The sequence below is a fragment of the Catenovulum adriaticum genome (genome assembly GCF_026725475.1).
Taxonomy (GTDB): domain Bacteria; phylum Pseudomonadota; class Gammaproteobacteria; order Enterobacterales; family Alteromonadaceae; genus Catenovulum; species Catenovulum adriaticum.
Genome location: NZ_CP109965.1, coordinates 1,133,692 through 1,159,586, shown reverse-complemented (window position 1 = coordinate 1,159,586; position 25,895 = coordinate 1,133,692). Strand labels below are relative to the sequence as shown.

The window sequence follows — 25,895 nt, the reverse complement described above, 5'->3', positions numbered from 1 at the left end:
CCAATAACAGGCCACTGACAACAAACAATCATGTTCGATAAGTTATTTTTAATAAAGTTCCACTAGACTATTTAAAGCTTAATGAAATATACGCTAATTTTTGACGAGAAAACATGACTCAATACACAATTATCAAGCCCAACTGGCTTAAGTGATTATTTTGAGAACTATACCCAATAGGCTATTTGGGTATTTCCGTTTTTATAGTTAAGCCAAAATGTAAATACGCTCTTTGAGTTGCAATGCGGCCTCTAGGCGTTCTCTGAATGAAGCCTTGTTGAATTAAAAACGGTTCAATAACATCTTCAATTGTATCTTTTTCTTCCCCAATCGCTGCGGCAATATTATCTAAACCAACAGGCCCACCATCAAATTTATCGATAATCGCATCTAATAATTTACGATCCATAAAATCAAACCCTCGATTATCGACGTTCAATAAATTTAATGCGGCTGCCGCAATTCTATCATCAGCAATACCGTCTGCTTTAACATCAGCGTAATCTCTTACTCGGCGCAATAAACGATTTGCAATTCTAGGGGTGCCTCGGGAGCGAATCGCAATTTCTTTTGCGCCTTCAGCACTTAGCTCCAATTGCAAATGCAAAGCTGAACGGGTAATAATTTTTTCAAGCTCCACAACATCATAAAACTCTAGCCGCTGTACCAAACCAAATCTATCTCGTAATGGCGACGTTAGTGAACCTGCGCGTGTCGTTGCGCCGACTAAAGTAAAAGGCGGTAAGTCGAGTTTAATAGAACGTGCCGCCGGTCCTTCACCAATCATAATATCGAGTTGGTAATCTTCCATGGCAGGATACAAAACTTCTTCAACAACTGGGCTTAACCTATGAATCTCATCAATAAATAAAACATCATGAGGCTCTAAACTGGTTAATAGTGCCGCTAAATCCCCCGCCTTTTCAAGTACTGGCCCTGACGTTGTTTTAATATTCACGGACATTTCATTTGCAATAATTCGGGCGAGTGTGGTTTTACCTAGACCTGGTGGCCCAAAAATTAATACATGGTCGAGTGCATCTTCACGTTTTTTAGAAGCTTGAATGGCAATTTCCATTTGCTCAACCACATGTTTTTGTCCGGTATATTCAGCCAAGGTTTGGGGCCTAATGGCTCTATCTACCACTTCTTCTTCGGTTTGAACTTCGGCGCTTATCAGGCGATCAGCTTCTATCATAATTTACAACATGCTCTTTAAGGCTAAACGAATAATATGCTCGCTAGATAAATCATTGCTAGCCACTTTTTTAACTGCACTTTCTGCTTGATTTGCTTTATAGCCCAAAGCTAATAAAGCTTCAACCGCATCTTGACTTGCCGAGTGAGATTGATTCAATGAAAAGTCGGTCACATCGGCTTGAACCGAGCCTGTAAAGTCTTGATTAGTGCCGCTTAAAGCCTGCCATTTAGCTAACCTATCTTTCATTTCAAGTAATAAACGCTCAGCCGTTTTTTTACCGACACCCGGTATTTTAACCAGCCGGCTTACTTGTTCATTTTGCACGGTCGCAATAAATTCTTGCGCTGACATCGCCGACAAAATCGCCAAGGCGAGTTTAGGGCCTACGCCATTGGCTTTGAGTAATTCTCTAAATAAATCCCGTTCATAACGGTTATGAAAACCATACAGGGCTTGAGCATCTTCTCTAAAGACTTGATGAATAAATATGGTTTGAGTTTGCTCTAGTTCTGCCAATTGATAAAAGCTCGTCATTGGCAAATTGATCTCGTAACCGACACCATTGACATCAAGCACACATTCAGGTGGCAGTTTTTCAACAATTATTCCGGTTAATCTGGAGATCATACTTTTACCTTTAATTTATAGTTAAATAATCTAGCGTAAACGACGCCTAACCGTTTTACTAGCTTGCCCAGCAAGTCCAACTAAACTTTGGCGCGTATGAGCATAGCATAAGGCGACTGCTAGTGCGTCTGCGGCATCGGCCTGCGGCCTTTTGTTTAATTTTAGGATATGCGAAACCATATGCTGCACTTGGCTTTTTTCAGCATTACCTTTACCGACGACGGCTTGTTTAATTTGTCTGGCAGAAAACTCAGCAACTTGTAAGTTGGCTTGCCCTGCAGCAACGATTGCCGCGCCTCTCGCTTGACCTAGTTTTAACGCTGAATCAGGATTATGAGCTAAAAAGACTTGTTCTATTGCAAATGAATCAGGCTGAAATTGCTGAATAATTTCACTCACACCATGAAAAATTTTAATCAAACGTTCGGGTAATGGTGCATCACCTAAACGAATACAACCACTGCCTAAATATTGGAATTGGTTTTTTGTATAGCGGATAACCCCATATCCAGTAATACGAGACCCTGGATCTATGCCTAATATAATACTCAAGCTGTATCCTACATCATAAATAAAATTACGCGGACCAAGCTGCTATCCGAGCGTTCAAAAAGACATTCACCCAAATAACTAAAATGACATATTCAAATTATTTGCGCAGATAGGGAATAAAAGGCTAAATGCCGCACAGCCAAACTGCACGGCAATAAAACGCTTTTAAATTACCTATTCAGCTTTATCGGATTTAACCGTTTGTATACCCAACTCTTTAATTTGGTCTGGGTTTGCAAAACCAGGCGCGTTTGTTAGTGGGCAAGCTGCCGTGGTGGTTTTAGGAAACGCCATTACATCTCGAATTGAGCTAGCGCCTGTCATTAGCATGACTAGGCGATCTAAACCAAATGCTAAACCAGCATGTGGCGGTGTGCCAAATTTAAGGGCTTCTAGTAAAAATCCAAATTTTTCTTCCGCTTCTTTTTCGTCAATACCCAAAATATCAAATACCGCAGCTTGCATATCTTGCTGATGGATACGGACCGAACCGCCACCCACTTCACAACCATTTAAAACCATGTCATAAGCGTTAGATAACGTTTTTTCTGGACTCGCTTTAAGCTCTTGGGCCGTTACCCCAACGGGTGCGGTAAATGGGTGATGAAGTGGCGTCAAACCATTTTCAATTTCTTCAAACATTGGAAAATCTACGACCCAAAGCGGCTTCCAAGCATCTTCCACTAAATTTAACTGCTCACCTACTTTTAATCGTAGTGCGCCGATTGCTTCACTGACCACTGAGTATGTATCTGAACCAAAGAAAATAATATCGCCTGTTTGAGCCTCAACACGCGATAAAGTAGCCGTTGCTACCGTCTCAGGTAAAAATTTAAGAATAGGAGATTGTAAACCTTCCATCCCTTTATCTAGATCATTTACTTTTAACCAAGCAAGCCCTTTTGCACCATAAATACCAACAAATTTAGTCAACTCGTCAATATCTTTACGAGAAAATTTATCAGCCCCACCCGGCACTTTTAGCGCAGCTACACGTCCTTTAGGATCGTTTGCCGGACCTGAAAACACTTTAAATTCAACTTCTTTTAATAAATCAGCGACATCAACCATTTCAAGAGAAATACGTAAATCAGGCTTGTCACTACCATATTTAGCCATTGCGTCTGCGTATGTCATTTTAGGAAAATCACCTAAATCAACATTCAATAATTTGGTAAATAATTGACGTACCATATCTTCTGTCACGGCCATCACTTGATCTGCAGACATGAAAGAAGTTTCGATATCAATTTGAGTAAATTCCGGTTGACGATCTGCTCTTAAATCTTCGTCTCGAAAACATTTAACGATTTGATAATATCTGTCTAAGCCAGACATCATTAAAAGTTGTTTAAATAATTGAGGCGATTGTGGCAGCGCAAAAAACTGACCTTTATGAGTGCGGCTTGGCACTAAATAATCACGAGCCCCTTCTGGCGTCGCTTTAGTTAGAATTGGGGTTTCAACATCCAAAAAGTCATGGCTGTCTAAATAATTACGAATTTCGCTGGTTACTTTTGCACGAAATTTAATTTTGTTAGCCATATCTGGACGACGTAGGTCTAAATAGCGATACTTTAATCGTTGCTCTTCAGAGTTATTTTGATGACCACCCATGTCAATTGGTAAAACGTCAGAGCCATTTAAAATGGTTAAATCAGATGCCAAAATTTCCACCGCACCTGTTGCCATGTTTTGGTTCACTTGGCTCTCTGGACGTGCTCTGACTGTACCTGTTAATTGAATACAAAATTCGTGTTTTAATTTATTTGCCGTTTCAAATAAAGCTTCAAAATCAGGGTCAACCACCACTTGAACTAAACCTTTAACATCACGCAGATCAATAAAAATTAAACCACCTAAATCACGACGACGATTTACCCATCCGCACAAAGTAACGGATTGACCAACTAAAGATTCATTAACCTGACCACAATAATGGCTTCGCATATTTATTCTATTCCTGAGTCTGATATTTAATAATGAGCCTACCGAGTATTAAAACCGCTTGTTTAGCGTCGCTTAAATACCCTTGCAGAACCAATGCAAAAATTGGTCAAGATTATAACCGTAAACAAGCTAATTTAACAGGCTAAATATAGGATTCACATAGCACTTTTGAGTGGATTAAGGTAAGCTTCACGCCCGCTAAACTGGCGGTGTAATTAACATGCCATACGCACCTAATAAGAGAAAGATATGAAGTTTGCCGATTTGGGTTTATCAAAACCTATTTTAAAAGCCATCGAAAGCCAAGGTTATGAAACCCCATCACCCATTCAGGCGAAAGCCATTCCGGCTATTATTTCAGGCCGCGATGTGATGGCCGCAGCTCAAACAGGAACAGGAAAAACAGCTGGTTTTACCTTACCCATTTTAGAAAAATTGAGCCAACAAAAACGCGCTAGTGCGAATCAAGTAAAAACCTTGATCTTAACCCCTACCCGCGAACTAGCTGCACAAGTTGCTGATAATGTGGCTAAATACAGTCAGTTTTTAAATTTAAAATCAGATGTAGTATTTGGGGGCGTAAAAATTAACCCACAAATGCAAAGGTTAACCAAGGGCGTTGATATTTTAGTTGCAACCCCGGGCAGACTGTTAGATTTATACCAGCAAAATGCAATACGATTTAATGAACTTGAGACTTTAGTCTTAGACGAAGCAGACCGAATGCTGGATATGGGTTTTATAAATGATATAAAAAGAATCATTCGACTGTTGCCAAAAGAACGCCAAAATTTAATGTTTTCGGCAACCTTCTCCGATGAAATTAAGGGTTTAGCCAAAGGTTTAATTCATAATCCAATTGAAATTTCGGTTACCCCACCTAATTCAACCGTAAAAAGTGTTGAGCAATGGATTTATCCGGTTGATAAAAATAAAAAAACAGATGCACTCATTGAGCTAATTTTAGATAAAAATTGGCAACAAGCTTTAGTGTTTAGCCGCACTAAACATGGCGCAAATCGTTTAGTTCGCCAATTATGCTCGGCAGATATTAGCGCTGCGGCTATCCATGGCAATAAAAGCCAAGCGGCAAGAACCAAAGCATTGGCTGACTTTAAAGCTGGCAATACTCGAATTTTAGTCGCAACTGATATTGCAGCCCGTGGTATAGATATTGATTTATTGCCGCAAGTTATTAACTTTGACTTGCCTAACGTTGCAGAAGATTATGTACACCGAATTGGCCGAACTGGCCGTGCGGGAGCGTCGGGACAAGCGGTATCTTTAGTTTGCGCAGCAGAAAGCAAACAATTGAATGATATTGAACAATTGATTCAACAACTAATACCTCGCCAATTTTTAGCGCGTTTTGAGCCAGTCAATCCATTACCTGAAACTGTACTAAGAGCACCTAAACGTAAAAAGCCAAAGAAGCCTAAAAAGCCTGACCGCTTTGAACAAAATACAGAATCCCAAACAAAGCAAAAGCGTTCTCCTCGTTCAAGCGAACAGTCGCAAAATAGCAATAGCAATGGCCCTAATGCCGCGAATAATAGAAAGCCAAGAGCAGGCGCAAATAAGCGCAGACCTGCATCACAAAAAAATGACGCTCGAACTCGAGCTAAAGGCGAGTCTACAAACTCAGGGCGTAACCGCAAACAAAGCTAACCTTCATATAGCGGCGTAAGCAAGTAATCAGTAAATAATAGTCAGATGCACATCACCTGACTATTACATTTATTTGAGTTAAAAATCATCAACCAGTCAAATAAAATACACTATTTCGAGCTTAATCATTGCCTATATGAGATAACAGCGTATGATCATATCCCCTTGTTACAAACAACCTGAGCCTGGGATTAATTTCCCGATTTAACCTAAACTCTGGATACGCACTTAGCTAGGATATTAAATTTATTGGTTTTATGTTTTATATAAAACACAATATCTTTGTAAAATATTTTGTTTTAATCCAAGCAAATAGGCTATCAAGAATTTAGGCTATTAAAATAAAACTCAGGTTATTATCTCCCTAAAATACAGAGTACACAAAGTTTAATGAGAAAGTTATTAACTGCCCCGGTAAAAATGCCCTTAACGGATAGTGAAAATCAAAACTATCAGACTATTTTAAAACACGCACAAGAGCTCAGCTTAAATTTAATGGCGATAAAGGTAGAAAATCGACCTGAAGACTTTTTGAGCTGGTGTGAAGAATTTTATCGTTTATGCAGTCAGGAACTTAACCTAGAGCTATTAGAGCCGACTCAATTTACGCCACTAAAAAAAATGCAAGATACGTTAACTAATGCAATCAGCGCCGCACAAATTAAAATGCTACGTGTAGCCCCTTGGCCGGTATTTGTCAGTTATATTAAAGATAAAGCTGACCTTCATGCCTTAGACGAACGGTTAAAGCTTGTTGCGCATTGTAAAGCCTTACAAACACAATCATTGTCTGAAATGATTGACGAAGATTTAACCGCGCTAATTGGTAAGCACACAGCCAAACACGACACCAGCATTTATGATTTTGATTGCGAATGGTTTGGCTCTGCCAAAACGAGCAAAGTGTTTATTCAGTTATGGCAAGCACAACCGAGTCAATTTGAAACGGCTATCAATTGCATTCCACTGGAAGGTGAAGTAAGTCATGCCGATTACACTAATTTTGTTTCAGCGTATCAGGCTATTTTTGCTGAAAATGACCTAGGCGCTGCACCTTTGATACCTGCTACTCGGCTGTTAGCAATGCGCCGGCCTGACCAGTTTGTGGCACTGACTAATGCTAAAATTGATTTATTCAGCCAAGGTCTATCTGTTGCTAAATTTAATAATAAAGATTTTGATGGATATTGGCGGGATCTTATCCTTACAATTCGCTCATTTGCTTGGTACAAGCAAGCTTTACCCGCCGATGAATTTGAGCAAAGTATTGCCGATGCGAAAGCGATTTTAATTGATGTATTTTTGTTTGCCGATGAGCAAACAGCTAAAAATTCAAATTATTTGAAGCTAAAAAATAAACCAAGCAAATCATCAACCACCTCAGGTAAACGTTCGCGCCGTAGCAGAGAATCTGTTCAGGTGCTGGTTGATAAGGCATTAGCTGCTGATGATATGCCACAATATCTGTTAGATAAGCGGGATTCTATCGTAGCCGAAGTTCAAAACGGCAAAAGTATTGACCAAGTAATTAGCTTATTGCGCTCTATTTTTGGTTGATATTTAAAATTAACATTCAAGCGCGTTTTGATTAAACGCGCTTTTTAACTTTTACCACTGCCCTAATCAACCATCCACCTCAACTCGGTTTAATGAATATGTTTCAAACGGCCTTTTTTCACGGGGACTGCGTTAGACTCTAGCTGTTAACACGTGAAAACACATGAATTTGCCTTATCCACGCAAAAAATCCTCGTTAAAAACCATGCAGAGCTATCAGGTTAAATCATTCAATTAGTTAGAATACACCTTAACCCAAGTGGTGGTTAATCAACTTACATAGAAAGATTTAAGTCTCGTTTATTATTTTCAATTAATATTAAGGCTTTTTTATACTCGACATCTTCTATTTCATCTATTAATGCTTCAATAAATGCACCATCATCTAATTGGCAACCCAATTGTTTAAGAGGCTCTATATAGTCTTCAATTTTCGCGTTGGAGGTTTTCAAATAATGAACAATTTGTTTAAACATTTCATCGATTTCTTTATCCGTAAATTCTTTAGTCTGTGAAGATACTTGGGGTTTAACTTGCGGTGAAAAAACAACTAACTCAGCTAATAAGCTAGACAATTTATCAGTTAGTGAAACCAATCTTGTTTCAAAAACTTGGCCTTGATCAATTAAAACTTCAATATCCGCAGCATCTTTTGCTAACTGTTCAGCACCTATGTAAGCCGCATTTGATTTAAGTGAGTGAACCTTTAAACGTAAGCCATGCAAATTTTTATCTTTCGCAAGTTGGTTTATCTCTTCAACTAAATTTTCATTTTCTTCAATAAAAGTGGCTAATAAATCAATGTATAACGCTTCTTTACCATGCATTTGTTTAAGTGCACCCGCGACATTAAGCAAACCTATTGATTGTAAGTTAGATAATTTTTTTTCATTTACATTCAATGTAATTGCTTCAGGCTCTTGCTTTTTTAATTTGTCTTTATCAATCCATTTAACAATGCATCTGTACAGTTCGTAAGGGTCAACGGGTTTAGTTAAATGATCATCCATACCTGCTTCATAGCTGCGTTGTTTATCTCCTTCCATGGCGTGAGCCGTCATCGCAATAATGGGTAGATCGGAAAATCCATCCATCTTTCTAATTTCCTGTGTTGCGGTCAAACCATCCATTTCAGGCATTTGAATATCCATTAAAACAATATCAAATGATTGTTTTGATACTTTCTCAATGGCCTGTATACCATTTTCGGCGACGTCGATTTGAATTTTAGTATCTCGTAAAAAGCCAGCAGCCACTTGTCGGTTTAATTTATTATCCTCTACGAGTAACAAGTTAATATTAGATAAATCGAGTAATATATTAGGCTCTGATTCTACAAAATTCTCTTGAGCTTGCAGGCTATCAAGCGGTAAACATTCAGAAATGACGTTAAATAAAGTTGATTCACCTACAGGTTTTTCAATAAAAGCATCAATACCGGCGCTTTCTCCTAGACGCTTCGCTTCATCTTTATCATAAGCTGAGATCATTAAAATGGCTGGCAGTTTACTTAAATTTAAATCATGCTTAATAATTTTAGCGGCTTCAATTCCATCCATTTCAGGCATTTTCCAATCCATAATGACTAAATCATAGGCCTGTCTAATTTGAATAGATTTTTTCAGTTCGGTAATGGCTTTAGCACCATTTTTTACTAACGTTATATGCGCTTTATGACGTTTAAATAATGCAGAAACGACTTCGCTAGCGACTTGATTATCATCAACAATCAATACATTTAAAGGGCGACCTTTAATTGTAAAAACTTTATTTGATATCGCTTTTTCTGTTGATTTGGCGGTAATTGAAAAATGAAAGGCACTCCCAACATTTGGCTTACTGTTAACCCAAATATCGCCGCCCAATAGTTGCACTAACTCTTTACTGATCGATAAACCTAAACCTGTTCCCCCATATTTACGGGTAATTGAGTTATCCGCTTGAGCAAATGAATTAAATAACTGACTCACTTGCTGTTGATTCATCCCTATGCCGGTATCAACCACTACAAACTCGAGCTTGTACTCTGCTGGATTATCGCCAGATGCTAGCGGGGTTGCACTAACTCTAATACTCACATGACCAAATTCAGTAAATTTGACGGCATTGGCAATAATATTCACTAAAATTTGCTGAAGTCTGAGTGGATCAGACTCAATAAATTTCGGGACATCGGGCTGTATATCTAAAATAATTTCGATGTTTTTTGTATGAGCTTTGAGCGAACATAAACTGACAGCTCTTTCGATAGTTTTGGTTAAATCAAAATTGATTTTATCAATATGTAACTTACCAGCTTCGATTTTAGAGTAATCGAGTACATCGTTAATAATTCCCAATAGTACGTCGGCGGAGCCTGATATTTTTTGAATATAATCTTTTTGTTCAAAATTAAGGGGGGTTTTTAATGCTAATTGACTTAAACCAATAACCGCATTCATGGGGGTTCTGATTTCGTGACTCATTTGTGCTAAAAAGCGGCTTTTAGCTTGATTTGCTTCAATTAAATCTTGTTTCGTTCTTTCTAATTTTTCGGTTCTGTGTGCTACTTTTTCTTCTAGGTTTTCATTTAACTCTACATTTTTAAGATTAACCAAACGCACCTTTTCAGCCATTGCAAATGCCAATAGCAAGCCATCCAACATGGTGCCAATTAATCCCAATAAATATATATTAATATTCATCGACGGAATAAAACCCATATTCATCAAATTACCAACCATGTTAGGCATTAGCAGCATAATATAAGCTAACAAAAAGTAACGTGCCGGTTTAAAACCTGCTAATAACGCTTTTACCCCTAAGGTAAACCCAACAACTAGCATGCCTCCCGTACAGATTGAAGCCAGCATTAACCCTAAAGCAGGAGATTCAATTGCAATTGGCAACCCGGCAATACCGACTACCCCAAACCCAATTGCAGCCTTAGAAAGCCATGGGTTCGATTCCCTAACTTGTAAAAAATTGATAAAAAATAATGCGTTAAAAATAGGAATTAATAAAAAGCCTGCCATTAAAAAGCCAGGAGTACGGGTACCAAACCATTCTTCAGGTAAATTAAAAGTATGTGCCCAGCCCCACATCCAGCTTAATGTAAATAACGCATAATACAAATAAATACGCTGGCGGGTGCCAAAATAAACAAAGGCGTTAAATAAAGCGAGTGCTAAACCTATTCCAAAACACAAAATAATTATAACGTTTTCTATTTTAGCTTGACGTAAAAATTCGGAACTGGGTTTAAACTGCATTCTAAGAGGCGCGAAAAAGAAATCGCTCGACAAACGAGCTAGCAAAACATACTCAGTTTGCGGCTCTAAATCAAAAGACACGCTATAATGATATGGAACCTCATGTGTTGCAAAATAACCTGTTTTTGCGTTTTGAATATTAGCTTGTTGACTACGATTTAGCGGATAAAGTTTAAATTCAATATGCCCGACCGCAGAACCAAATAAGTAAGCTGTCCATTTTTTTTGGTCTGTATCATTGTAAAACGAGTGTGCAGTCCAAAAAATATCGCCATCAAATTGAATTTTAGGGTGTTCTGATAAGGTTTGCTGCCAGTTTTTTAATTCTGAAACGTCATCTGGAAAGTCAGCGTTCGTGCTATAAAAAGTCTGATCTTTAAATAAATCTTTATTTTGTAATTTACTTAAATAAATGGTGTTCTCTAAAGGTTGACTAAATGCAGGTAACGCACCCCCTGCATTTATTAACACTCCCAATAGCAAACTTAAAATTAAGCCTAAGTTACGCATCAAATTACCTTTTTCAAGCAGTATTAATACTCAATTAATATTTATATCCGGGGGTAATAATACATAAACCACTGACCAACAACCTGGTTTTTATATCGCTAATTTGCCTTACTTACTTTTGTTTTTTTGTTCAAACTGAGCTAATTGCTCTGGTGTTGCCGCTTGCTGATATTTATCTTTCCACTCACTGTAAGGCATACCATAAATAACTTCTCTAGCTTGGTCATAATCAATCTCTACATCTAATTGCTTTGCTTCCGCGCTGTACCATTTCGCTAAGCAATTTCGACAAAAATTTGCTAAATTCATTAATTCGATATTTTGAACTTGCTTATTTTCATCTAAATGCGCCAATAATCGGCGAAATACCGCGGCTTCAATTTTCTCTTGCTTCTCTTCTTGCATCGACATTTTTAACTCCGAGATAGAGTGGCTCGAAAGCCACCCAGTTTATGGCTTTAAGCTTTCTGTTTCTTTTTAGATTTTAAATATTCAATCGCGTTGGCTAAATCTTCTGGGGTATCAATACCAGCTGGTGGTGTTTCATTTGCAATACCCACATGAATTTTTTCTCCGTGCCACAATACTCTAAGCTGCTCTAAAGACTCAGCTTCTTCAATTGGCGATGCTGGCCAATTTAAATACTGACGAACAAATTCAGCGCGATACGCATATAGTCCAATATGTCGTAAATAATATTTTCCAATATTGTTTACTGATTTTTTAGCAAAATTATCACGGTCGTATGGAACTGGAGCTCGACTAAAATACAGTGCATAACCATTTTTATCCGTAATCACTTTAACAGCATTAGGGTTAAATACTTCTTCAACCTCATTAATAGGCACAGCTAAAGTTGCCATATCGGCTTCAGTGTACAATGCCATATTACTCGCGACTTGATCGATAATAGAGCTGGGGATAAATGGTTCATCTCCTTGAACATTCACCACAATCTCGTCATCTTTTAAATTTAAAGATTGAATCACTTCACCAATTCGCGCTGTCCCTGATTGGTGATCACTTTGTGTTAAGCAAACTTGCGCACCGATACTAATGGCTTCTTTTTCAATTCGCGCATCGTCAGTTGCTATTACAATATTGCTCGCTTTAGTTTTTTGGCACTGCTTATATACTCTATGCAGCATGCTTTTACCGGCAATATCAACCAAGGGCTTGCCCGGAAATCGAGTTGAAGCATAACGTGCAGGTATTACAATAGTATAACTCATGATTGAACCTCATCTAATTCAAGTGTTCTCGCCTCTGGTTCAAGTAGCACAGGAATGCCATCTTTAATTGGGTAAGCTAAACGCTCGCCTCTACACCATAGTTCAGCTGCATCCGGCTGGTACGCTAGCTTTCCTTTACAAATTGGGCAAGCGATAATTTCAAGTAATTTAGTGTCAAAGGCCATACTGTTTCCGTAAATTTATTATCTGTTGATCAAGTTTTTGAATAAAGGATTGATCGGGTTGAATTGATATTGGTAAATACCACCAATTAGATTGGGCAAATTCATTACATTTAACTGCATCTTTCTCTGTCATTATGATTCCAGCCCCTTCACATTGAGAAAAATCAGATAAACTAAATTGATGATGGTCGATAAAAGTATATTTTTCAAGAAGCTGAATTTTTTTATCTGCAAGAGATTGATAAAAACGCTGTGGATTACCGATTGCACACACCGCATCATACTTGAGTTGGTAGTCAAATGGCTGCGAGTTGTTAATCAATACAGGCTTAGGCACTTGAGCTTGCGTAGAAAAATAATAATCGGTTAAAACTAAAGGCTGTAGACCATTTTGAATAACAAAATCTGTGGTTTTCAAACGCCATTTTCCTTCACGTAAAGGCCCTGCCGGCAGTAAACACTGATTACCGAGTTGACGTGAACCATCCACTAAAATAATTTCAAGATCGCGCTGCAATTTATAATGCTGCAACCCATCATCACACAATAAAATATCGCATCCTTGTGCTAATAAGAGCTCAGCACTTTTGATTCGGTTCGCACCAACGGCGACTGGAACTTGCGCTTTAAGCGAAATGAGTTTGGCTTCATCACCCACATCGACCGCATTATCTTTTGCTGAAACGATTACATTTTGATTACCCACTTGGCTGCCATAACCACGATTGATAATACCGGGTTTGAACCCTTGTTCGATTAAATGTTGAGTTAACCAAATAACAAAAGGCGTTTTACCCGTGCCCCCCACAGTGATATTACCAACAACAATAACAGGTGCTGAAGCTTTATAGGTTTTTTTTAGCCCGTATTTAAATAACCCACGACGAATAGCAGATAATGCCCAAAATAAAGCTGTTAGCGGCAGCAACAAATAAATAAATTTATGTTGCTTATACCAGCCTTTTTCAAACCAGTTCATTAGTGACCTACAAATTGGATATCATAAATTTGTCGGTAGGCCCCATTTTGCTCTAATAGAGCTTGGTGGCTCCCCTTTTCAAGAATCCGGCCATTATCCATCACTACAATTTCATCCGCATTTTCAATAGTCGATAAACGGTGTGCGATCACAATAACGGTTTTATTTTGGCTGAGTTTATCTACGGCTTGCTGAATAACTCGTTCTGATTCTGTATCTAAGGCCGATGTAGCTTCATCTAAAATTAATATTGGGGCATCTCTTAAAATAGCACGGGCTATGGTAATTCTTTGTCGCTGACCGCCCGATAAATTCATGCCGTTTTCGCCAATAGGTGTATCTAAACCAAGTGGTAATTGATCAATAAAATCCGTAACATAACCAGCCTCGGCTGCAGCTTCAATATCTGACCGGCTTACTTTGCCTTGCATACCATACGCAATGTTATTGGCTATCGTATCATTAAACAAAATAACATGTTGAGACACAAGCGCAAATTGGTGCCTTAGCGCCGATAAACTATAATCTCGAATTGGTACATCATCAATTAATATACAACCTGAATCATACTCATAAAACCGAGTTAATAAATTGGTTATTGTCGATTTACCACTGCCAGATTTACCCACCAGAGCGACTGTTTTACCCGCATTAATCGTTAAATTAATATCGCTTAAGGTAAGGCGTTCACTGCCCGAATACGAAAAGTTAAGCTGTCTAAATTCAATTTTCCCGTTCACTTTATCAGTTTCAATTGTGCCTTTATCATCTTCAACATTAATATCTAAAAGCTCAAATACACTAGCGCACGCGGCCATCCCTTTTTGAAATTCACTATTTACTGTGGTCAATAATTTAAGTGGGCGTAGCAATGTCATCATGCAAGTCAGGACGGTTGTAAATGCGCCAGTACTTAAACTGTCTAAAAATTCTTTATTACTAGCAATTAACAGCACTGCAGCAAGAGCGATTGAGGCGATAATTTGAATAGCTGAAACACTTAGCGCGCGCGTGCTAACTAGTTTCATTTGCTGTTGACGTGTTTTTCCTGTGATTTGTGAAAAACGTTCAGCTTCAATTGCTTGTGCGCCATGCATAACAACAACTTTATGACCATTTAACATTTGCTCTGAAACCGAAGTTACATTACCCATCGCCTTTTGAATTCGTTTACTCACCATTCTAAAACGGCGGCTAACCTGCTTAACAACCACGCCAACGATCGGCCCTATGACTAAAAAAACTAAAGACAATTGCCAGCTTAAATAAAACATCACCACTAATAAGCCAATTACAAAAGCGCCCTCGCGTACCAATGTCATTAAGGCTTTACTTGAAGCAGCTTGTACTTGCTCTATGTCGTAAGTAATTTTAGCAATTAAATCACCAGTTGAGTTTTGATCATGAAAAGCCACTGGCACTTTCATTAAATGATTAAATACATCTTGACGTAACTCATTAACGACGTGCGTACCCACCCAACTTAAACTATAAGTCGCAATAAAATTTGCTAATCCGCGCAGAAAAAATACAAAAGGGATAGCGACCCCCATGTAAAACAATAAGTCATAATTTTTTTTGGTTAGACCGTCATCAATAAAAGTTTGGATCTGTGAAAAGAAAAAAGCATCAATGGCTGAATATCCAATCATTCCGACAACCGCCAGAAAAAAACCAACTCGATAATTTTTAATATATTTGAATAAACGCTTAAACAGCGGGCCTGTCGCGTCAGGAGATACTGGAGTTAATGGCGGTTTTGGCTTCATTGTTCAACTATAATTAATCAAAAGACGGGGTATTCTAATCGCTTAAACAACAAAGATCATCTGTTATACCAAAGTGTTTTAAAAATAGGAATTTGCACTCCTCCAAATTTTACTATGCCAAGGTCGCCATAAATTTTTAGTATAAGTACCCCACAGTATTGAATCGGCTTTAAACTGGATTTGAATCTGGCCTTGCGTCGCGGTATTTAAAAACAAAACCTGTTGTTGCTGATAACGCTTTTCTATCTCAGATGATGGATGCCCAAACCGGTTAAACAAGCCGGCACTGTTTAAACTTATTTTAGGATTAACCTGATTAATAAATTCCGGGGTAGATGACGTTTTACTGCCATGGTGAGGCACCAGTAATACATCCGATGGTAATAAATGAGCATAATTTTTAAGTAAATTTTTTTCGGTCTCTTTTTCGATATCTCCAGTTAACAATACCGAATGATTCAACCCCGTCACTTTAAATACACAGGAACTATTATTGCTATCAATACCAGCTTGCTTATCCATTACGGGCAGATATTGCCAATTGAGCCCTAACTTGTTCATTTTTGCAAAATCAGCGCAGCCGTGTTGCCCTTGCCAAATGGGTAAATTTGGATATTTTTCACGAATCACATTTAAACCGCCTGCATGGTCTTTATCTGCATGACTCACCACTACGCCGATTAAATCGCTATTAAGCTCTGTTAAGTTAGGTTCAACAACCGCTTCAAATAAATTAAAACCTGAACGATAAGCATCCCCAGTATCATACAAAATGCTTTGCTGATCTCGCGTGATTAATACCGCTAAACCTTGCCCAACATCAAGCATATCTAGTTGCCAATACAGCTTTTTTGGATGCGCTAAAGCCAATAATAAAAAACTAATAGGGATGGTTAATAAATAACAAGTCGTTTTTTTGCTCATTGGTAATTTAAGTAATAGCAATGCAATAACAAAGAACCATAAAAATTTTAGATATTTGGATGAAACTGACGCTGTAGCTAAATCAAGTTGAGCAATCAAATAAAGCCATTGCCACAATATGTCTAATAAAACATGACTCAATTGATAGCCTATATCAACAAGACGTTTTAAAAGTTCTAAGTCAAACCAAGTTAACGTTTCTAACTGAATCACGAAAAAGTCTAACCCACCAGCCAGTAACAAACTTGGCAACACAACTAAACTCAATAAAGGAATCGCAATCAAATTAGCGACAATACTTAGATATGGCAGGTGCTGAAAGAACAGGATTTGAATAGGAATTAAGCCAATGCTTAACCACAATTGCAATAATATAAATCGCTTTAATTTGTCCCATCGTTTTAATTTAAGATGCCATTTAAAATACCATAGTAAAAAGACAATAAACCCGGCGGCATAAAACGAGAGCCAAAATGATAATGATAACGGGCTTGTCGGCAATGCAATTAAAACTAAACTCACCGCAAACAAAAACCGACAAGCCAAACCAATATGCCATCCTAATAAACCGAATAGGGCAAAACAGCTAATAAAAATGGCAGCTCGAATACCTGGTAAAGAAAAGCCCGTTAGTGCACAAAATAACCAAGTAATCACAATTGCAACAATTAAAGCTAGGTTATCTAAATTACTGGTTAGCAAATAAGCGAATGGTCTAAGTAATAAACGCAGCAACCAATAACACCAAATAAACACTAATCCTAAATGCAATCCAGACACAGCTAATAAATGAGCTGTCCCCGTTTGTTTTAATACATCCCAGCGACTCGATTCCATGAGTGACCGCTCGCCCATTAGTAAACCAATCATCAAATCTTTATGAGTTAAATTTGCAAATTGCTGCTGCAAATAATCGAATGTGCTTTGCCGCCAATCTATATCTGTGCCAATTAATTTTATTTGCTTAACATAGCCTGTCGCTACAATGGCTTCACTTATTAACCAACGCTGATAATCAAATCCAGCGGCATTGTGCACGCCATGTGGTGGTTTTAAACGCACACTTAACGACAATAATTGGCCTTGTTTAACCACCCATTCGGGTTGATACCAAGTGAGTCTCACTTTCGGTTTAATTAAAAATGATTGAGCAGTCTCTTGAAATTTTTCTTGAAGAGGCTCTGGGCAAGTGTCTTTGCTTAAAGCTGGCGTTTGAATAGATCCCAGACTGGGATTTTGCACACAATCTAGCAATAAATTAAATCTAACTTGCTGTTTTTCTGATTTAACCAGTGTGCTGACCCGACCTGTTATGTTAATATCAGTAGAGATATCGAGTTGAGTCGGTTGCCAGGCTAGTTGAAGTATCATTGCAACTGATACAGTGACAAACCCAATTAAGCAGGCTGCGGCACGAAACAAGCCTTGCTGAAGCAGTACCAATATAATCGCAATTGTCACAACGCATTCATTAACCGAGAGTAAAGTCGGAAATACGTTTGCCAAAAAATTGCCGCTGATAAAAGCCAGCAGTAACGCTTCCATGTGTTTAACCTTATTGATAATTAGTAAGACTGTATGCCCAAAAAATTGATACAGCGATGTTTACCAGATCATCACAAAATAAAAAGTCAGAAATCCTTAAAAATTTTTGGCTCTCTGCTACATGATCCCAACCTATGGCATTTAAACCGAAAATCGGTTGCGGGTGCCTTTGCGTTAGGCTTATTTAATGCGTTTATTCCGGTGCCATTTCAAATGTGGCTGTCAGCCGCCGGTGCCATTTTGTTTAGAGTTAATTTACCCCTTGCCGTTGTAATTGTATGGCTGACCAATCCTTTTACCATTCCGCCTATCTTTTTTGGCTGTTACCTATTGGGTGCGACTGTGCTTGGCCAAGAGCCTCTTCAGTTTCATTTTCAGCTTAGTTGGGACTGGCTGGTGCAAAGTATGGGCACCATTGGCCCGTCGTTAATTGTCGGCTGTTTAATTTGCGCCACTTTTTTTTCAATTCTAGGTTATTTTGTCATGAACATGGTATGGCGATTTTCAGTCAAAAAGAACTGGCAAAAAAGACAAACAAAACGCGACACTAAACTACCTTAAAGCTAACTAAATAATGTAGCCAAATAAGACACAAGCAATATCACAATAAGTTAATTTTTTAGCCAAGCTGCCACTTTGGTATTTAAAGCGATAAAGCGCTTTTTATCTGTATATCGATTTTTAAATATATAGCAGCTAACTTCAAACATAAGAACTTGCGAAATAATAAAAGATTTACTTTTTTAGGGCGTGGGTTATGGTTATTGCCAACCGTAAAACTCAATCATTAGCCGAATCAAGCCACCCTATAGCCGTTTCTTTTGTTCGAAAAGATTTAATCGTCCAGTTTCGACTACGTGGTTGTCTATTTAAATTTTGCGTCGCCAGTTCACTTATTTTGTTATAGGTCACGATTGCCATTTTATCAATTTCACGAATGGTGCCTATTTCTCGCTGAGCTTCCGGCGTATAGCTATAAGAATTCAATTTATTAATCAGTAAATTAAATGGCGCTGATAGATGTGTCCGTAAAAAAGTATGGTATTGATCAACTTGGGCTAAATCCATAAATACACCTTGGTTGACTATGATTTCTGCTAAATTTTTACGATGAATAATTATTCGGGCAAAACCTAATTGGTGCTCTGTCATTGCTTCCCTGCTACAAAAGTGCTAATTAAACGCATGCTAGCTTAAAATATCGATAACTTCATTAAAAATATTTTATTTAAATTAGCCATCAATATCCCATCATTTAATAATAAATCATCTAAACAAGGCTATTTTAAAGAAGTTATCAATAATTGATTATGCAAAATCTTTACATTCATCAGCTCGTTATCCTCAGTTAAGTTTGTTAAACTCTCAGTTATAAACTTTTAAAATGATTGTGAATTTTAATGAATAAAAATTATCTTTATGGGTTGGTATTAGCCTGCTTTTTTTCAACCAGTTTTTTTAATCTATTACACGCAGATCCAGCTTCCCTAACTAATGCAGAATTTGTAGGTTCAGGTGAATGTAAAAGTTGTCACCTAGATGAATACAAAAGCTGGCAACAATCTGATCATTTCAAAGCCATGCAGGAACCAACATCTGAAACGGTTTTAGCTAATTTTAATAATAAGACGGTCGAATTTCATAATATAAAAAGTCGTTTTTTTAAAAAAGATAACGATTTTTTTGTTGAAACCATAGGTAAAGGTGGCAAACCTCAGCGTTATAAAATTAAGTACACCTTTGGTTACCACCCACTCCAACAATATTTAGTAGATACGGGTAATGGTCATATTCAAGCGCTCAATATCGCTTGGGATAGCCGGGATAAAAGTGAAGGCGGACAAAAGTGGTATCACTTACAACCCGATGAAGATATCACGCCAGAGCATCCTTTTTTCTGGTCTGGTCATTTTCAAAACTGGAATACACGTTGTGCTGAATGTCACAGTACCAATGTAGTTAAAAATTATAATCCAAAACAAATGAGTTATCACACCACATTTTCAGAAATCAATGTGGCTTGTGAAGCCTGCCATGGCCCGGCCAGTGAACATGTAAAATTGGCAAAAAGTGATAATTTAACAAAAGATAATCTTGCATTGGCTTTTACCAAACCAGCAAAAATAAACTGGACTTGGAAAGAAGGCGATCCTATTGCGAATCCAGAAGGTGAACCTAGCACTTCCCATATTGATATGTGTGGTGGCTGTCACTCTCGCCGGATGCCATTAAAAGAGATAAAAGTAGGTACCGATTACCATGACCAATACCGATTAGAGTTATTAGGCGAAAATTTATACTTTGATGACGGCCAAATTCAAGACGAAGTATTTGTATTGGGTTCATTTTTACAAAGTAAAATGCATCAAAATGGGGTCACTTGCCAAAATTGTCATAATCCGCACTCTGGTAAGCTTGTAGCCGAAGGCAACAGCTTGTGCGCGCAGTGTCATGCGCCAACTACATTTGATACACCAAAACATCATAAACATCCAGCAGATTCATCAGGGGCTGAATGTGTAAGCTGTCATATGCCAACCCGCACCTACATGGGGGTAGATGATAGACGTGACCATAGCTTTAAAATACCGCATCCAGATATAACACAAACTGACAAACCTAACGCGTGTACTAACTGCCATCAAGATAAAAATAATCAATGGGCAGCAGATGAACTACAAAAATGGCCAGTTAATATTGAACAAAGTAAATGGGTTCTAGCCAACCAAAAAGCCCGTAGTCAAGATTCATTGGGTGTTGCAAAAATAGCTGCATCGGCGAGCGATGCGCAATTACCTGCTATTATGCGCGCCACTTTATATCAAGCGTTGGCCAATTTTCCGTCTCAAATTTCGGTTCAAGCGGCGAAGTTAGCTTTAATGGATTCTAATCCGTTAATCCGCCGGTCTGCGGTGTCATCGTTAGCCGGTTTGCCAGCAGATATGCGCTGGCAAATATTAGAACCTATGTTGAATGATCAAAATACCAGCGTTCGATTTGAAGTTGCCGCCATGCTAGCTGATGTACTTGATGGTTTATCGAACAGCGCGCGCCAAAAAATTAGCGGTTTATTAGATGAATACGAAACCAGTATTAAATTGATGGAAGATTCCCCATCCTCACAAGTCAGCTTAGCCAATCTGGCGATGCGTCGAAACCAACCTAAAAAGGCTGAGCAAGCTTATTTAACCGCATTAAAACTAACGCCTGCTTACATTCCCGCGCTACTTAATTTAGCTGATTTATATCGCTCGCAAGGGAACAGTGTAAAAGAAGAAAAGCTATTAAAAGAAGCGCTTGAAATTATGCCTGACAGCAGTGCAGTGCAACATTCTTACGGCTTATTATTAATTCGTTCTAAACAGTACAATAAAGCCATTCCTTACTTAAAAGAAGCAGCGGAACTTGAAGATGCACAGCCAAGATATGCGTACGTATATGCGGTGGCTTTAGATGGTGTTAAACAGACAGCGCGCGCCATTGAAGCGCTTAAAGCAGCCGATAAACGCTGGCCAAACCAATATGAGCTGTTAGCCACTCAGATTCTCTTTATGGAAAAGCTGGGGCTCACTAATCAAATATTAAGGCCTTTATCTAAATTATCTATGATTGCACCGAATGCTCCTCAGGTTCAAAGCTGGGTACAACAATACGCTCGCCAATAATTATCGCTTAAATGGATATAAAAAGCCGTCTATTGTGAAATGACGGCTTTTTTATTTACCTGAAAATCCATGCCAAAGTTGCTTTGTTCTCTCGTTGGAAACCCACTAAATGTCACAAATTAATACAAGTACTAAGAGCTAATAAAAAACACGCGGCTTTTTAGTTGGTTAAGCTATACTTTTAGATAAACGATAATAGGAAGTTAGATGTTTACACCCCGAAAAGTTGCCGACCGGTATCGTGATTTAATTAGCAGCATTGGATTTTACCCATCATTATTAAGTATTTTATTTTTAGTCTTTGCTTTTCTTAGTATTTCACTTGAATTTAATCCCCATGTAATTGAGCTTAAATCTTCAATGCAATTTATGTTATTAGATACACCTGATAACGCTCGTACCTTATTAAGCATTTTAATTGGCAGCACCATTTCGTTAACGGTTTTTAGCTTTTCAATGGTAATGATAGTACTTAATCAGGCAAGCTCGGCTTTATCGCCGAGAGTCATTCCGGGCTTGATTACCCGAAAGTCACATCAACTAGTTTTAGGGGTTTATTTAGGTTCAATTATTTATGCTACGGTAATGTTAATTAATATTAAGACGGGTCAATCAGTAGAAGGCGATATTCCTAGTTTAGGGATTTTATTTGCCCTGTTATTTGGTTTAATTTGTTTAGCATTATTTGTTTATTTTATTCACTCGATTTCAAAAGCGATTCAGGTTGATAATGTATTAAATGAATTATTTCAAAATACGTTGACTGAAATTAAAGCCTTATATACCCGCCAAGACAGACAAGCAACCCCGGATATTCCTGATTTTGAACAATGGTTTACGTTGTGCAGCGATAAAGCTGGCTACTTTAAAGGAGTAGATACTAAAAAATTATGTGTCATTTTAAAACAAAATGAAATTCAATTATTTATTGCGGTTAAACAAGGCTATTTCACGGTTGAAGGCTACCCTTTTTTAAAATGCAGTAAAGACTTATCAGCGCAAGAAGCACTTAAAAATCAAATCTTAAATTGCTTTGTTTTTTATATTGAAGAATTTATTAGCGATCATTATCGCTATGGATTAACTCAAATATCAGAAATTGCCGTTAAAGCCATGAGCCCTGGCATTAACGATCCGGGCACAGCCGTTAAAGCAATCGATATGTTAAGCATACTGATTATTGAAAGGCTTGGCTTGGAAGATATCAATTATTCTTACAGTGATTCAGACGACGCTGACCCCTTATTATTTATTCACGAAACTTCATTAATGGAGCTAATGCACGATAATTTTACGCCTATTCGCCACTACGCAAAATCAGATGCTTACGTAATGGCAAATGTATTAGAGGCCTTTAAAAATATTATTTTTGTTGCTAATAAAAAATCTAATGAGCTTGCCACTATTTATGCTTATCTAAATTCAATCATTATCGATATAGATACACATACAGATAATCCGTTTGATCGTCAGGAAATAGCCGACATGATAAATGCGATCAAAAAAATAAATCCCAAAATAGCTCAGACAGCCTTAAGCCACTTCGAAGTATAAATGCCAACCGCTATTTCGCAAAACTCAACAAAATAGCCGTAATCTAATTAGTCAACAAAACACCAGTTGAGTCAAACTACAAAATAAGGCAATATCAGCCAAATTGTTTGTATCACATTTCGCCATAAGGAAAATAAATGAAACCCAGCTTAAAACCCAATAACCCAAACTTTTCATCTGGTCCTTGCACAAAAAGACCTGGCTATAATTTAGCTGAGTTAGACACTGCATCTTTAGGACGGTCACACCGCAGTAGCTTGGGTAAAAATAAATTAAAACAAGCCATAGATGAAACGGCTCGTCTGCTTAATTTACCTGCAGGTTATAAGGTTGGGATTGTGCCTGGCTCTGATACAGGCGCCATGGAAATGGCAATGTGGTCATTACTAGGGCAACGTCCGGTTGATGTATTTTCTTGGGAATCTTTTGGCTCTGGCTGGGCAACAGAAATTCTTAAACAGCTTAAGTTAGATGATGCTAATTCATTCACCGCGCCTTATGGAGAATTACCTGATTTTAGTCAGGCAAATTCAGATCATGATATTGTCTTTACTTGGAATGGCACAACCTCAGGGGTAAAAGTAAATAATGCAAACTGGATTAGCGATGACCGTCAGGGCTTAACCATATGTGATGCGACCAGCGCCGTTTTTGCAATGCCAATACCATGGGAAAAAATTGATGTAGCAACCTTCAGTTGGCAAAAAGTGCTAGGCGGTGAAGGCGCTCACGGCGTTATTATTTTAAGCCCACGAGCCGTCGAACGGTTAGAAAACTATACCCCAAGTTGGCCAATGCCTAAAATATTCACGTTAGCAAAAAGTGGTAAATTAATTTCAGGTATTTTCGAAGGTGCAACCATTAATACCCCATCTATGTTATGTGTTGAAGATTATTTAGATGCGCTAAATTGGGTTGAAAGTATTGGTGGCTTATCTGCTGCAATTGCAAAAAGTGAAGCTAATTTGCAAATATTTAAAGACTTTGTACAGCAGAATGACTGGATTGACTTCTTAGCTGAATCTGACGACATTTGTTCTAATACCAGTGTATGTTTTCAGCTAAAAGCAGACGAAGCACAAGTAAAAACCATCATCAAATTATTAGATTCAGAACAAGTCGCTTACGATATTGGTGCATACCGAGATGCACCTGCTGGCCTTAGAGTTTGGTGCGGTGCAACCGTTGAAGCTGACGACTTAAAAGCTTTATTACCTTGGTTAAGCTGGGCGTATCAAACCGCAACAGCTTAAAATCAAACGTTAATAAAAATGCTGGTATCTTACTGGCATTTTTATTAATACTCGTTGGCAATATCCGTTCATGAATAAATTGCTCACAAAATAAAATGCGAAAATTTAATTTTAAACACTAACACCAAATTGAAATTAGGCCGTATTCAATGAATTAAAAATAAATAATCACTAACAGAAGATGGATATCATGAAAAAAATTAGAACTTACAATAATATTGCCGATAAAGGCTTAAACCAATTTCCAACTCAGACTTATCAAGCTTCTTCCGATCAACAAACACCAGACGCTATTTTATTGCGCAGTCATAAACTGCATAACGAAACTTTACCTAAATCCGTATTAGCAGTTGCCCGAGCTGGTGCTGGGGTTAATAATATTCCCGTAAACGATTACACTCAACAAGGGATTGTCGTATTTAATACCCCTGGAGCCAATGCTAACGCCGTAAAAGAACTAGTCATGGCCAGTTTATTATTAAGTGCCCGCGGTATAACGCAAAGCATGAATTATGTAAAAAGCTTGATTGATATCACAGACGATAATGAACGCCACCAAAAAGTAGAAGCGGGTAAAAAACAATTTGGTGGATTTGAGCTGCAAGATAAAACCCTTGGAGTCGTTGGCTTAGGCGCGATTGGTGCTAAAGTAGCGAATATGGCATTAAGTTTAGGCATGAAAGTAATAGGCTATGATCCTAAATTAAGTGTAGAAGCGGCATGGCAATTATCTAGCCAAGTCACTAAAGCTGATAACCTTAACTCTTTATTAGCCCGCTCAGATTATGTTACTTTGCATGTCCCCGCTGTTGAATCAACAATAGGCTTTATTAACCAAGAATCGCTAACCAGTGTCAAAGAAGGCGCGACTCTCATTAATTTAGCCCGGGGCGAATTAGTTAATGAAACCGATGTAATCCATGCACTGGATACAGGTAAATTAAATGCCTATGTCGCCGACTTTCCTACTGCTAACTTAATCAAACATGATAAAGCCATATTATTTCCGCATTTGGGTGCAAGTACCGCTGAAGCTGAAGAAAACTGTGCTGTTATGGCAGCGAACCAATTAATCGACTTTTTAGAAAACGGTAATATTAAAAATTCGGTTAATTTTCCAACCATTAATATGGAACGAACTCAAGGCGATAGAATTACTTTTGCTAATGATAATGTGCCAAAGGTATTAGGCGAAGTCCTAAATTTACTAGCTGATTTAAATATTAACGTGATCGATTTAGTTAATAAAAGCCGGGATGATATTGCCTACACGATTTTAGACATTGACCAAACCGTCACGCCCGAGTTAATTGACAAAATAGCTCAGGTAGAACATGTTTTTCATGTTCGAGCGGTGTAGCGCTTTAAATTCAATCGCCTGAGTATTTACAGCAGGATTAGATGACCTCTATTCCTGCGCCTTCTGAGCACATCAGAAAAATTAAACGTAAATGTTAATTAAATTTTTATTTT

General features: G+C 38.0%; 19 protein-coding genes. 7 read left to right on the top strand and 12 right to left on the bottom strand.

The genetic code is table 11. The features are described 5' to 3' along the window. Window positions 1–181: 181 nt before the first annotated feature. From ruvB to aspS, 4 genes are all read right to left on the bottom strand, one after another. Window positions 182–1,198: a Holliday junction branch migration DNA helicase RuvB gene (gene ruvB / locus OLW01_RS05210; protein ID WP_268075681.1), complete on the bottom strand. Its 1,017-nt coding sequence runs from the start codon at window positions 1,196–1,198 to the stop codon at window positions 182–184. A 3-nt stretch (window positions 1,199–1,201) separates the two neighbouring features. Then, complete coding sequence (gene ruvA / locus OLW01_RS05205; RefSeq protein ID WP_268075680.1) at window positions 1,202–1,828, bottom strand: Holliday junction branch migration protein RuvA; 627 nt, start codon at window positions 1,826–1,828, stop codon at window positions 1,202–1,204. Window positions 1,829–1,858: 30 nt separating this feature from the next. Beyond that, window positions 1,859–2,380 carry a crossover junction endodeoxyribonuclease RuvC gene (ruvC, locus tag OLW01_RS05200; RefSeq protein ID WP_268075677.1) on the bottom strand — a complete coding sequence of 174 codons (522 nt, stop codon included), beginning with the start codon at window positions 2,378–2,380 and terminating at the stop codon, window positions 1,859–1,861. Between the two features lie 174 nt (window positions 2,381–2,554). Continuing rightward, window positions 2,555–4,330 (bottom strand): aspartate--tRNA ligase, encoded by a 1,776-nt coding sequence (aspS, locus tag OLW01_RS05195; protein ID WP_268075675.1) that lies wholly within the window; start codon window positions 4,328–4,330, stop codon window positions 2,555–2,557. Window positions 4,331–4,579: 249 nt separating this feature from the next. Between aspS and OLW01_RS05190 the strand changes: the two genes are divergently transcribed. Continuing rightward, the gene (locus OLW01_RS05190; RefSeq protein WP_268075673.1) at window positions 4,580–5,998 is read left to right on the top strand and encodes a DEAD/DEAH box helicase; all 1,419 of its coding nucleotides are present in this window, start codon (window positions 4,580–4,582) and stop codon (window positions 5,996–5,998) included. A gap of 390 nt (window positions 5,999–6,388) precedes the next feature. Next, window positions 6,389–7,555: a hypothetical protein gene (locus OLW01_RS05185; protein ID WP_268075671.1), complete on the top strand. Its 1,167-nt coding sequence runs from the start codon at window positions 6,389–6,391 to the stop codon at window positions 7,553–7,555. A 275-nt stretch (window positions 7,556–7,830) separates the two neighbouring features. Here the strand turns inward: OLW01_RS05185 and OLW01_RS05180 are convergent, their stop codons facing one another. The 7 genes from OLW01_RS05180 to OLW01_RS05150 all read right to left on the bottom strand — a co-directional run bounded on the left by OLW01_RS05180 (window position 7,831) and on the right by OLW01_RS05150 (window position 17,950). Then, entirely contained in the window at window positions 7,831–11,316 is a 3,486-nt protein-coding gene (locus OLW01_RS05180; protein ID WP_268075669.1) for a response regulator, read from the bottom strand. Between the two features lie 108 nt (window positions 11,317–11,424). Beyond that, complete coding sequence (locus OLW01_RS05175; protein ID WP_268076155.1) at window positions 11,425–11,721, bottom strand: DUF1244 domain-containing protein; 297 nt, start codon at window positions 11,719–11,721, stop codon at window positions 11,425–11,427. A 53-nt stretch (window positions 11,722–11,774) separates the two neighbouring features. Next, window positions 11,775–12,548, bottom strand: a complete 774-nt coding sequence (gene kdsB / locus OLW01_RS05170) for a 3-deoxy-manno-octulosonate cytidylyltransferase (RefSeq protein ID WP_268075667.1) — start codon at window positions 12,546–12,548, stop codon at window positions 11,775–11,777. Further along, complete coding sequence (locus tag OLW01_RS05165; RefSeq protein WP_268075665.1) at window positions 12,545–12,733, bottom strand: Trm112 family protein; 189 nt, start codon at window positions 12,731–12,733, stop codon at window positions 12,545–12,547. The genes kdsB and OLW01_RS05165 overlap by 4 nt, the downstream gene beginning before the upstream one ends. Next, window positions 12,723–13,712 (bottom strand): tetraacyldisaccharide 4'-kinase, encoded by a 990-nt coding sequence (gene lpxK / locus OLW01_RS05160; protein ID WP_268075663.1) that lies wholly within the window; start codon window positions 13,710–13,712, stop codon window positions 12,723–12,725. The genes OLW01_RS05165 and lpxK overlap by 11 nt, the downstream gene beginning before the upstream one ends. Continuing rightward, complete coding sequence (gene msbA / locus OLW01_RS05155) at window positions 13,712–15,481, bottom strand: lipid A export permease/ATP-binding protein MsbA (RefSeq protein ID WP_268075661.1); 1,770 nt, start codon at window positions 15,479–15,481, stop codon at window positions 13,712–13,714. Before msbA ends, lpxK begins: the two co-directional genes overlap by 1 nt. 78 nt (window positions 15,482–15,559) lie before the next feature. After that, a complete protein-coding gene (locus OLW01_RS05150) occupies window positions 15,560–17,950 on the bottom strand; it encodes a DNA internalization-related competence protein ComEC/Rec2 (RefSeq protein ID WP_268075659.1) in 2,391 nt (796 codons plus the stop codon). A 33-nt stretch (window positions 17,951–17,983) separates the two neighbouring features. On the opposite strand from OLW01_RS05150, the gene OLW01_RS05145 reads away from it, so the two are divergent. Further along, window positions 17,984–18,511, top strand: coding sequence for a DUF2062 domain-containing protein (locus OLW01_RS05145; protein WP_268075657.1), 528 nt, complete (start codon window positions 17,984–17,986; stop codon window positions 18,509–18,511). A gap of 219 nt (window positions 18,512–18,730) precedes the next feature. On the opposite strand, the gene OLW01_RS05140 is transcribed toward OLW01_RS05145, so the two are convergent. Further along, window positions 18,731–19,102 carry a hypothetical protein gene (locus tag OLW01_RS05140; protein WP_268075656.1) on the bottom strand — a complete coding sequence of 124 codons (372 nt, stop codon included), beginning with the start codon at window positions 19,100–19,102 and terminating at the stop codon, window positions 18,731–18,733. A 248-nt stretch (window positions 19,103–19,350) separates the two neighbouring features. Between OLW01_RS05140 and OLW01_RS05135 the strand changes: the two genes are divergently transcribed. The 4 genes from OLW01_RS05135 to OLW01_RS05120 all read left to right on the top strand — a co-directional run bounded on the left by OLW01_RS05135 (window position 19,351) and on the right by OLW01_RS05120 (window position 25,782). Further along, window positions 19,351–21,615, top strand: a complete 2,265-nt coding sequence (locus tag OLW01_RS05135; RefSeq protein ID WP_268075655.1) for a multiheme c-type cytochrome — start codon at window positions 19,351–19,353, stop codon at window positions 21,613–21,615. Window positions 21,616–21,822: 207 nt separating this feature from the next. Continuing rightward, window positions 21,823–23,169, top strand: a complete 1,347-nt coding sequence (locus tag OLW01_RS05130) for a DUF2254 domain-containing protein (protein WP_268075654.1) — start codon at window positions 21,823–21,825, stop codon at window positions 23,167–23,169. Between the two features lie 137 nt (window positions 23,170–23,306). Then, window positions 23,307–24,422, top strand: coding sequence for a phosphoserine transaminase (locus tag OLW01_RS05125; protein ID WP_268075653.1), 1,116 nt, complete (start codon window positions 23,307–23,309; stop codon window positions 24,420–24,422). A 190-nt stretch (window positions 24,423–24,612) separates the two neighbouring features. Further along, window positions 24,613–25,782: a 3-phosphoglycerate dehydrogenase family protein gene (locus tag OLW01_RS05120; protein WP_268075652.1), complete on the top strand. Its 1,170-nt coding sequence runs from the start codon at window positions 24,613–24,615 to the stop codon at window positions 25,780–25,782. Window positions 25,783–25,895: the final 113 nt, after the last annotated feature.

What these genes read in the sequence shown, in the direction of transcription:
- ruvB (WP_268075681.1), bottom strand. Translation starts at nt 1,198, where the DNA reads ATGATAGAAGCTGATCGCCTGATAAGCGCCGAAGTTCAAACCGAAGAA.
- ruvA (WP_268075680.1), bottom strand. Translation starts at nt 1,828, where the DNA reads ATGATCTCCAGATTAACCGGAATAATTGTTGAAAAACTGCCACCTGAA.
- aspS (WP_268075675.1), bottom strand. Translation starts at nt 4,330, where the DNA reads ATGCGAAGCCATTATTGTGGTCAGGTTAATGAATCTTTAGTTGGTCAA.
- OLW01_RS05190 (WP_268075673.1), top strand. Translation starts at nt 4,580, where the DNA reads ATGAAGTTTGCCGATTTGGGTTTATCAAAACCTATTTTAAAAGCCATC.
- OLW01_RS05185 (WP_268075671.1), top strand. Translation starts at nt 6,389, where the DNA reads ATGAGAAAGTTATTAACTGCCCCGGTAAAAATGCCCTTAACGGATAGT.
- OLW01_RS05180 (WP_268075669.1), bottom strand. Translation starts at nt 11,316, where the DNA reads ATGCGTAACTTAGGCTTAATTTTAAGTTTGCTATTGGGAGTGTTAATA.
- OLW01_RS05175 (WP_268076155.1), bottom strand. Translation starts at nt 11,721, where the DNA reads ATGCAAGAAGAGAAGCAAGAGAAAATTGAAGCCGCGGTATTTCGCCGA.
- kdsB (WP_268075667.1), bottom strand. Translation starts at nt 12,548, where the DNA reads ATGAGTTATACTATTGTAATACCTGCACGTTATGCTTCAACTCGATTT.
- OLW01_RS05165 (WP_268075665.1), bottom strand. Translation starts at nt 12,733, where the DNA reads ATGGCCTTTGACACTAAATTACTTGAAATTATCGCTTGCCCAATTTGT.
- lpxK (WP_268075663.1), bottom strand. Translation starts at nt 13,712, where the DNA reads ATGAACTGGTTTGAAAAAGGCTGGTATAAGCAACATAAATTTATTTAT.
- msbA (WP_268075661.1), bottom strand. Translation starts at nt 15,481, where the DNA reads ATGAAGCCAAAACCGCCATTAACTCCAGTATCTCCTGACGCGACAGGC.
- OLW01_RS05150 (WP_268075659.1), bottom strand. Translation starts at nt 17,950, where the DNA reads ATGGAAGCGTTACTGCTGGCTTTTATCAGCGGCAATTTTTTGGCAAAC.
- OLW01_RS05145 (WP_268075657.1), top strand. Translation starts at nt 17,984, where the DNA reads ATGCCCAAAAAATTGATACAGCGATGTTTACCAGATCATCACAAAATA.
- OLW01_RS05140 (WP_268075656.1), bottom strand. Translation starts at nt 19,102, where the DNA reads ATGACAGAGCACCAATTAGGTTTTGCCCGAATAATTATTCATCGTAAA.
- OLW01_RS05135 (WP_268075655.1), top strand. Translation starts at nt 19,351, where the DNA reads ATGAATAAAAATTATCTTTATGGGTTGGTATTAGCCTGCTTTTTTTCA.
- OLW01_RS05130 (WP_268075654.1), top strand. Translation starts at nt 21,823, where the DNA reads ATGTTTACACCCCGAAAAGTTGCCGACCGGTATCGTGATTTAATTAGC.
- OLW01_RS05125 (WP_268075653.1), top strand. Translation starts at nt 23,307, where the DNA reads ATGAAACCCAGCTTAAAACCCAATAACCCAAACTTTTCATCTGGTCCT.
- OLW01_RS05120 (WP_268075652.1), top strand. Translation starts at nt 24,613, where the DNA reads ATGAAAAAAATTAGAACTTACAATAATATTGCCGATAAAGGCTTAAAC.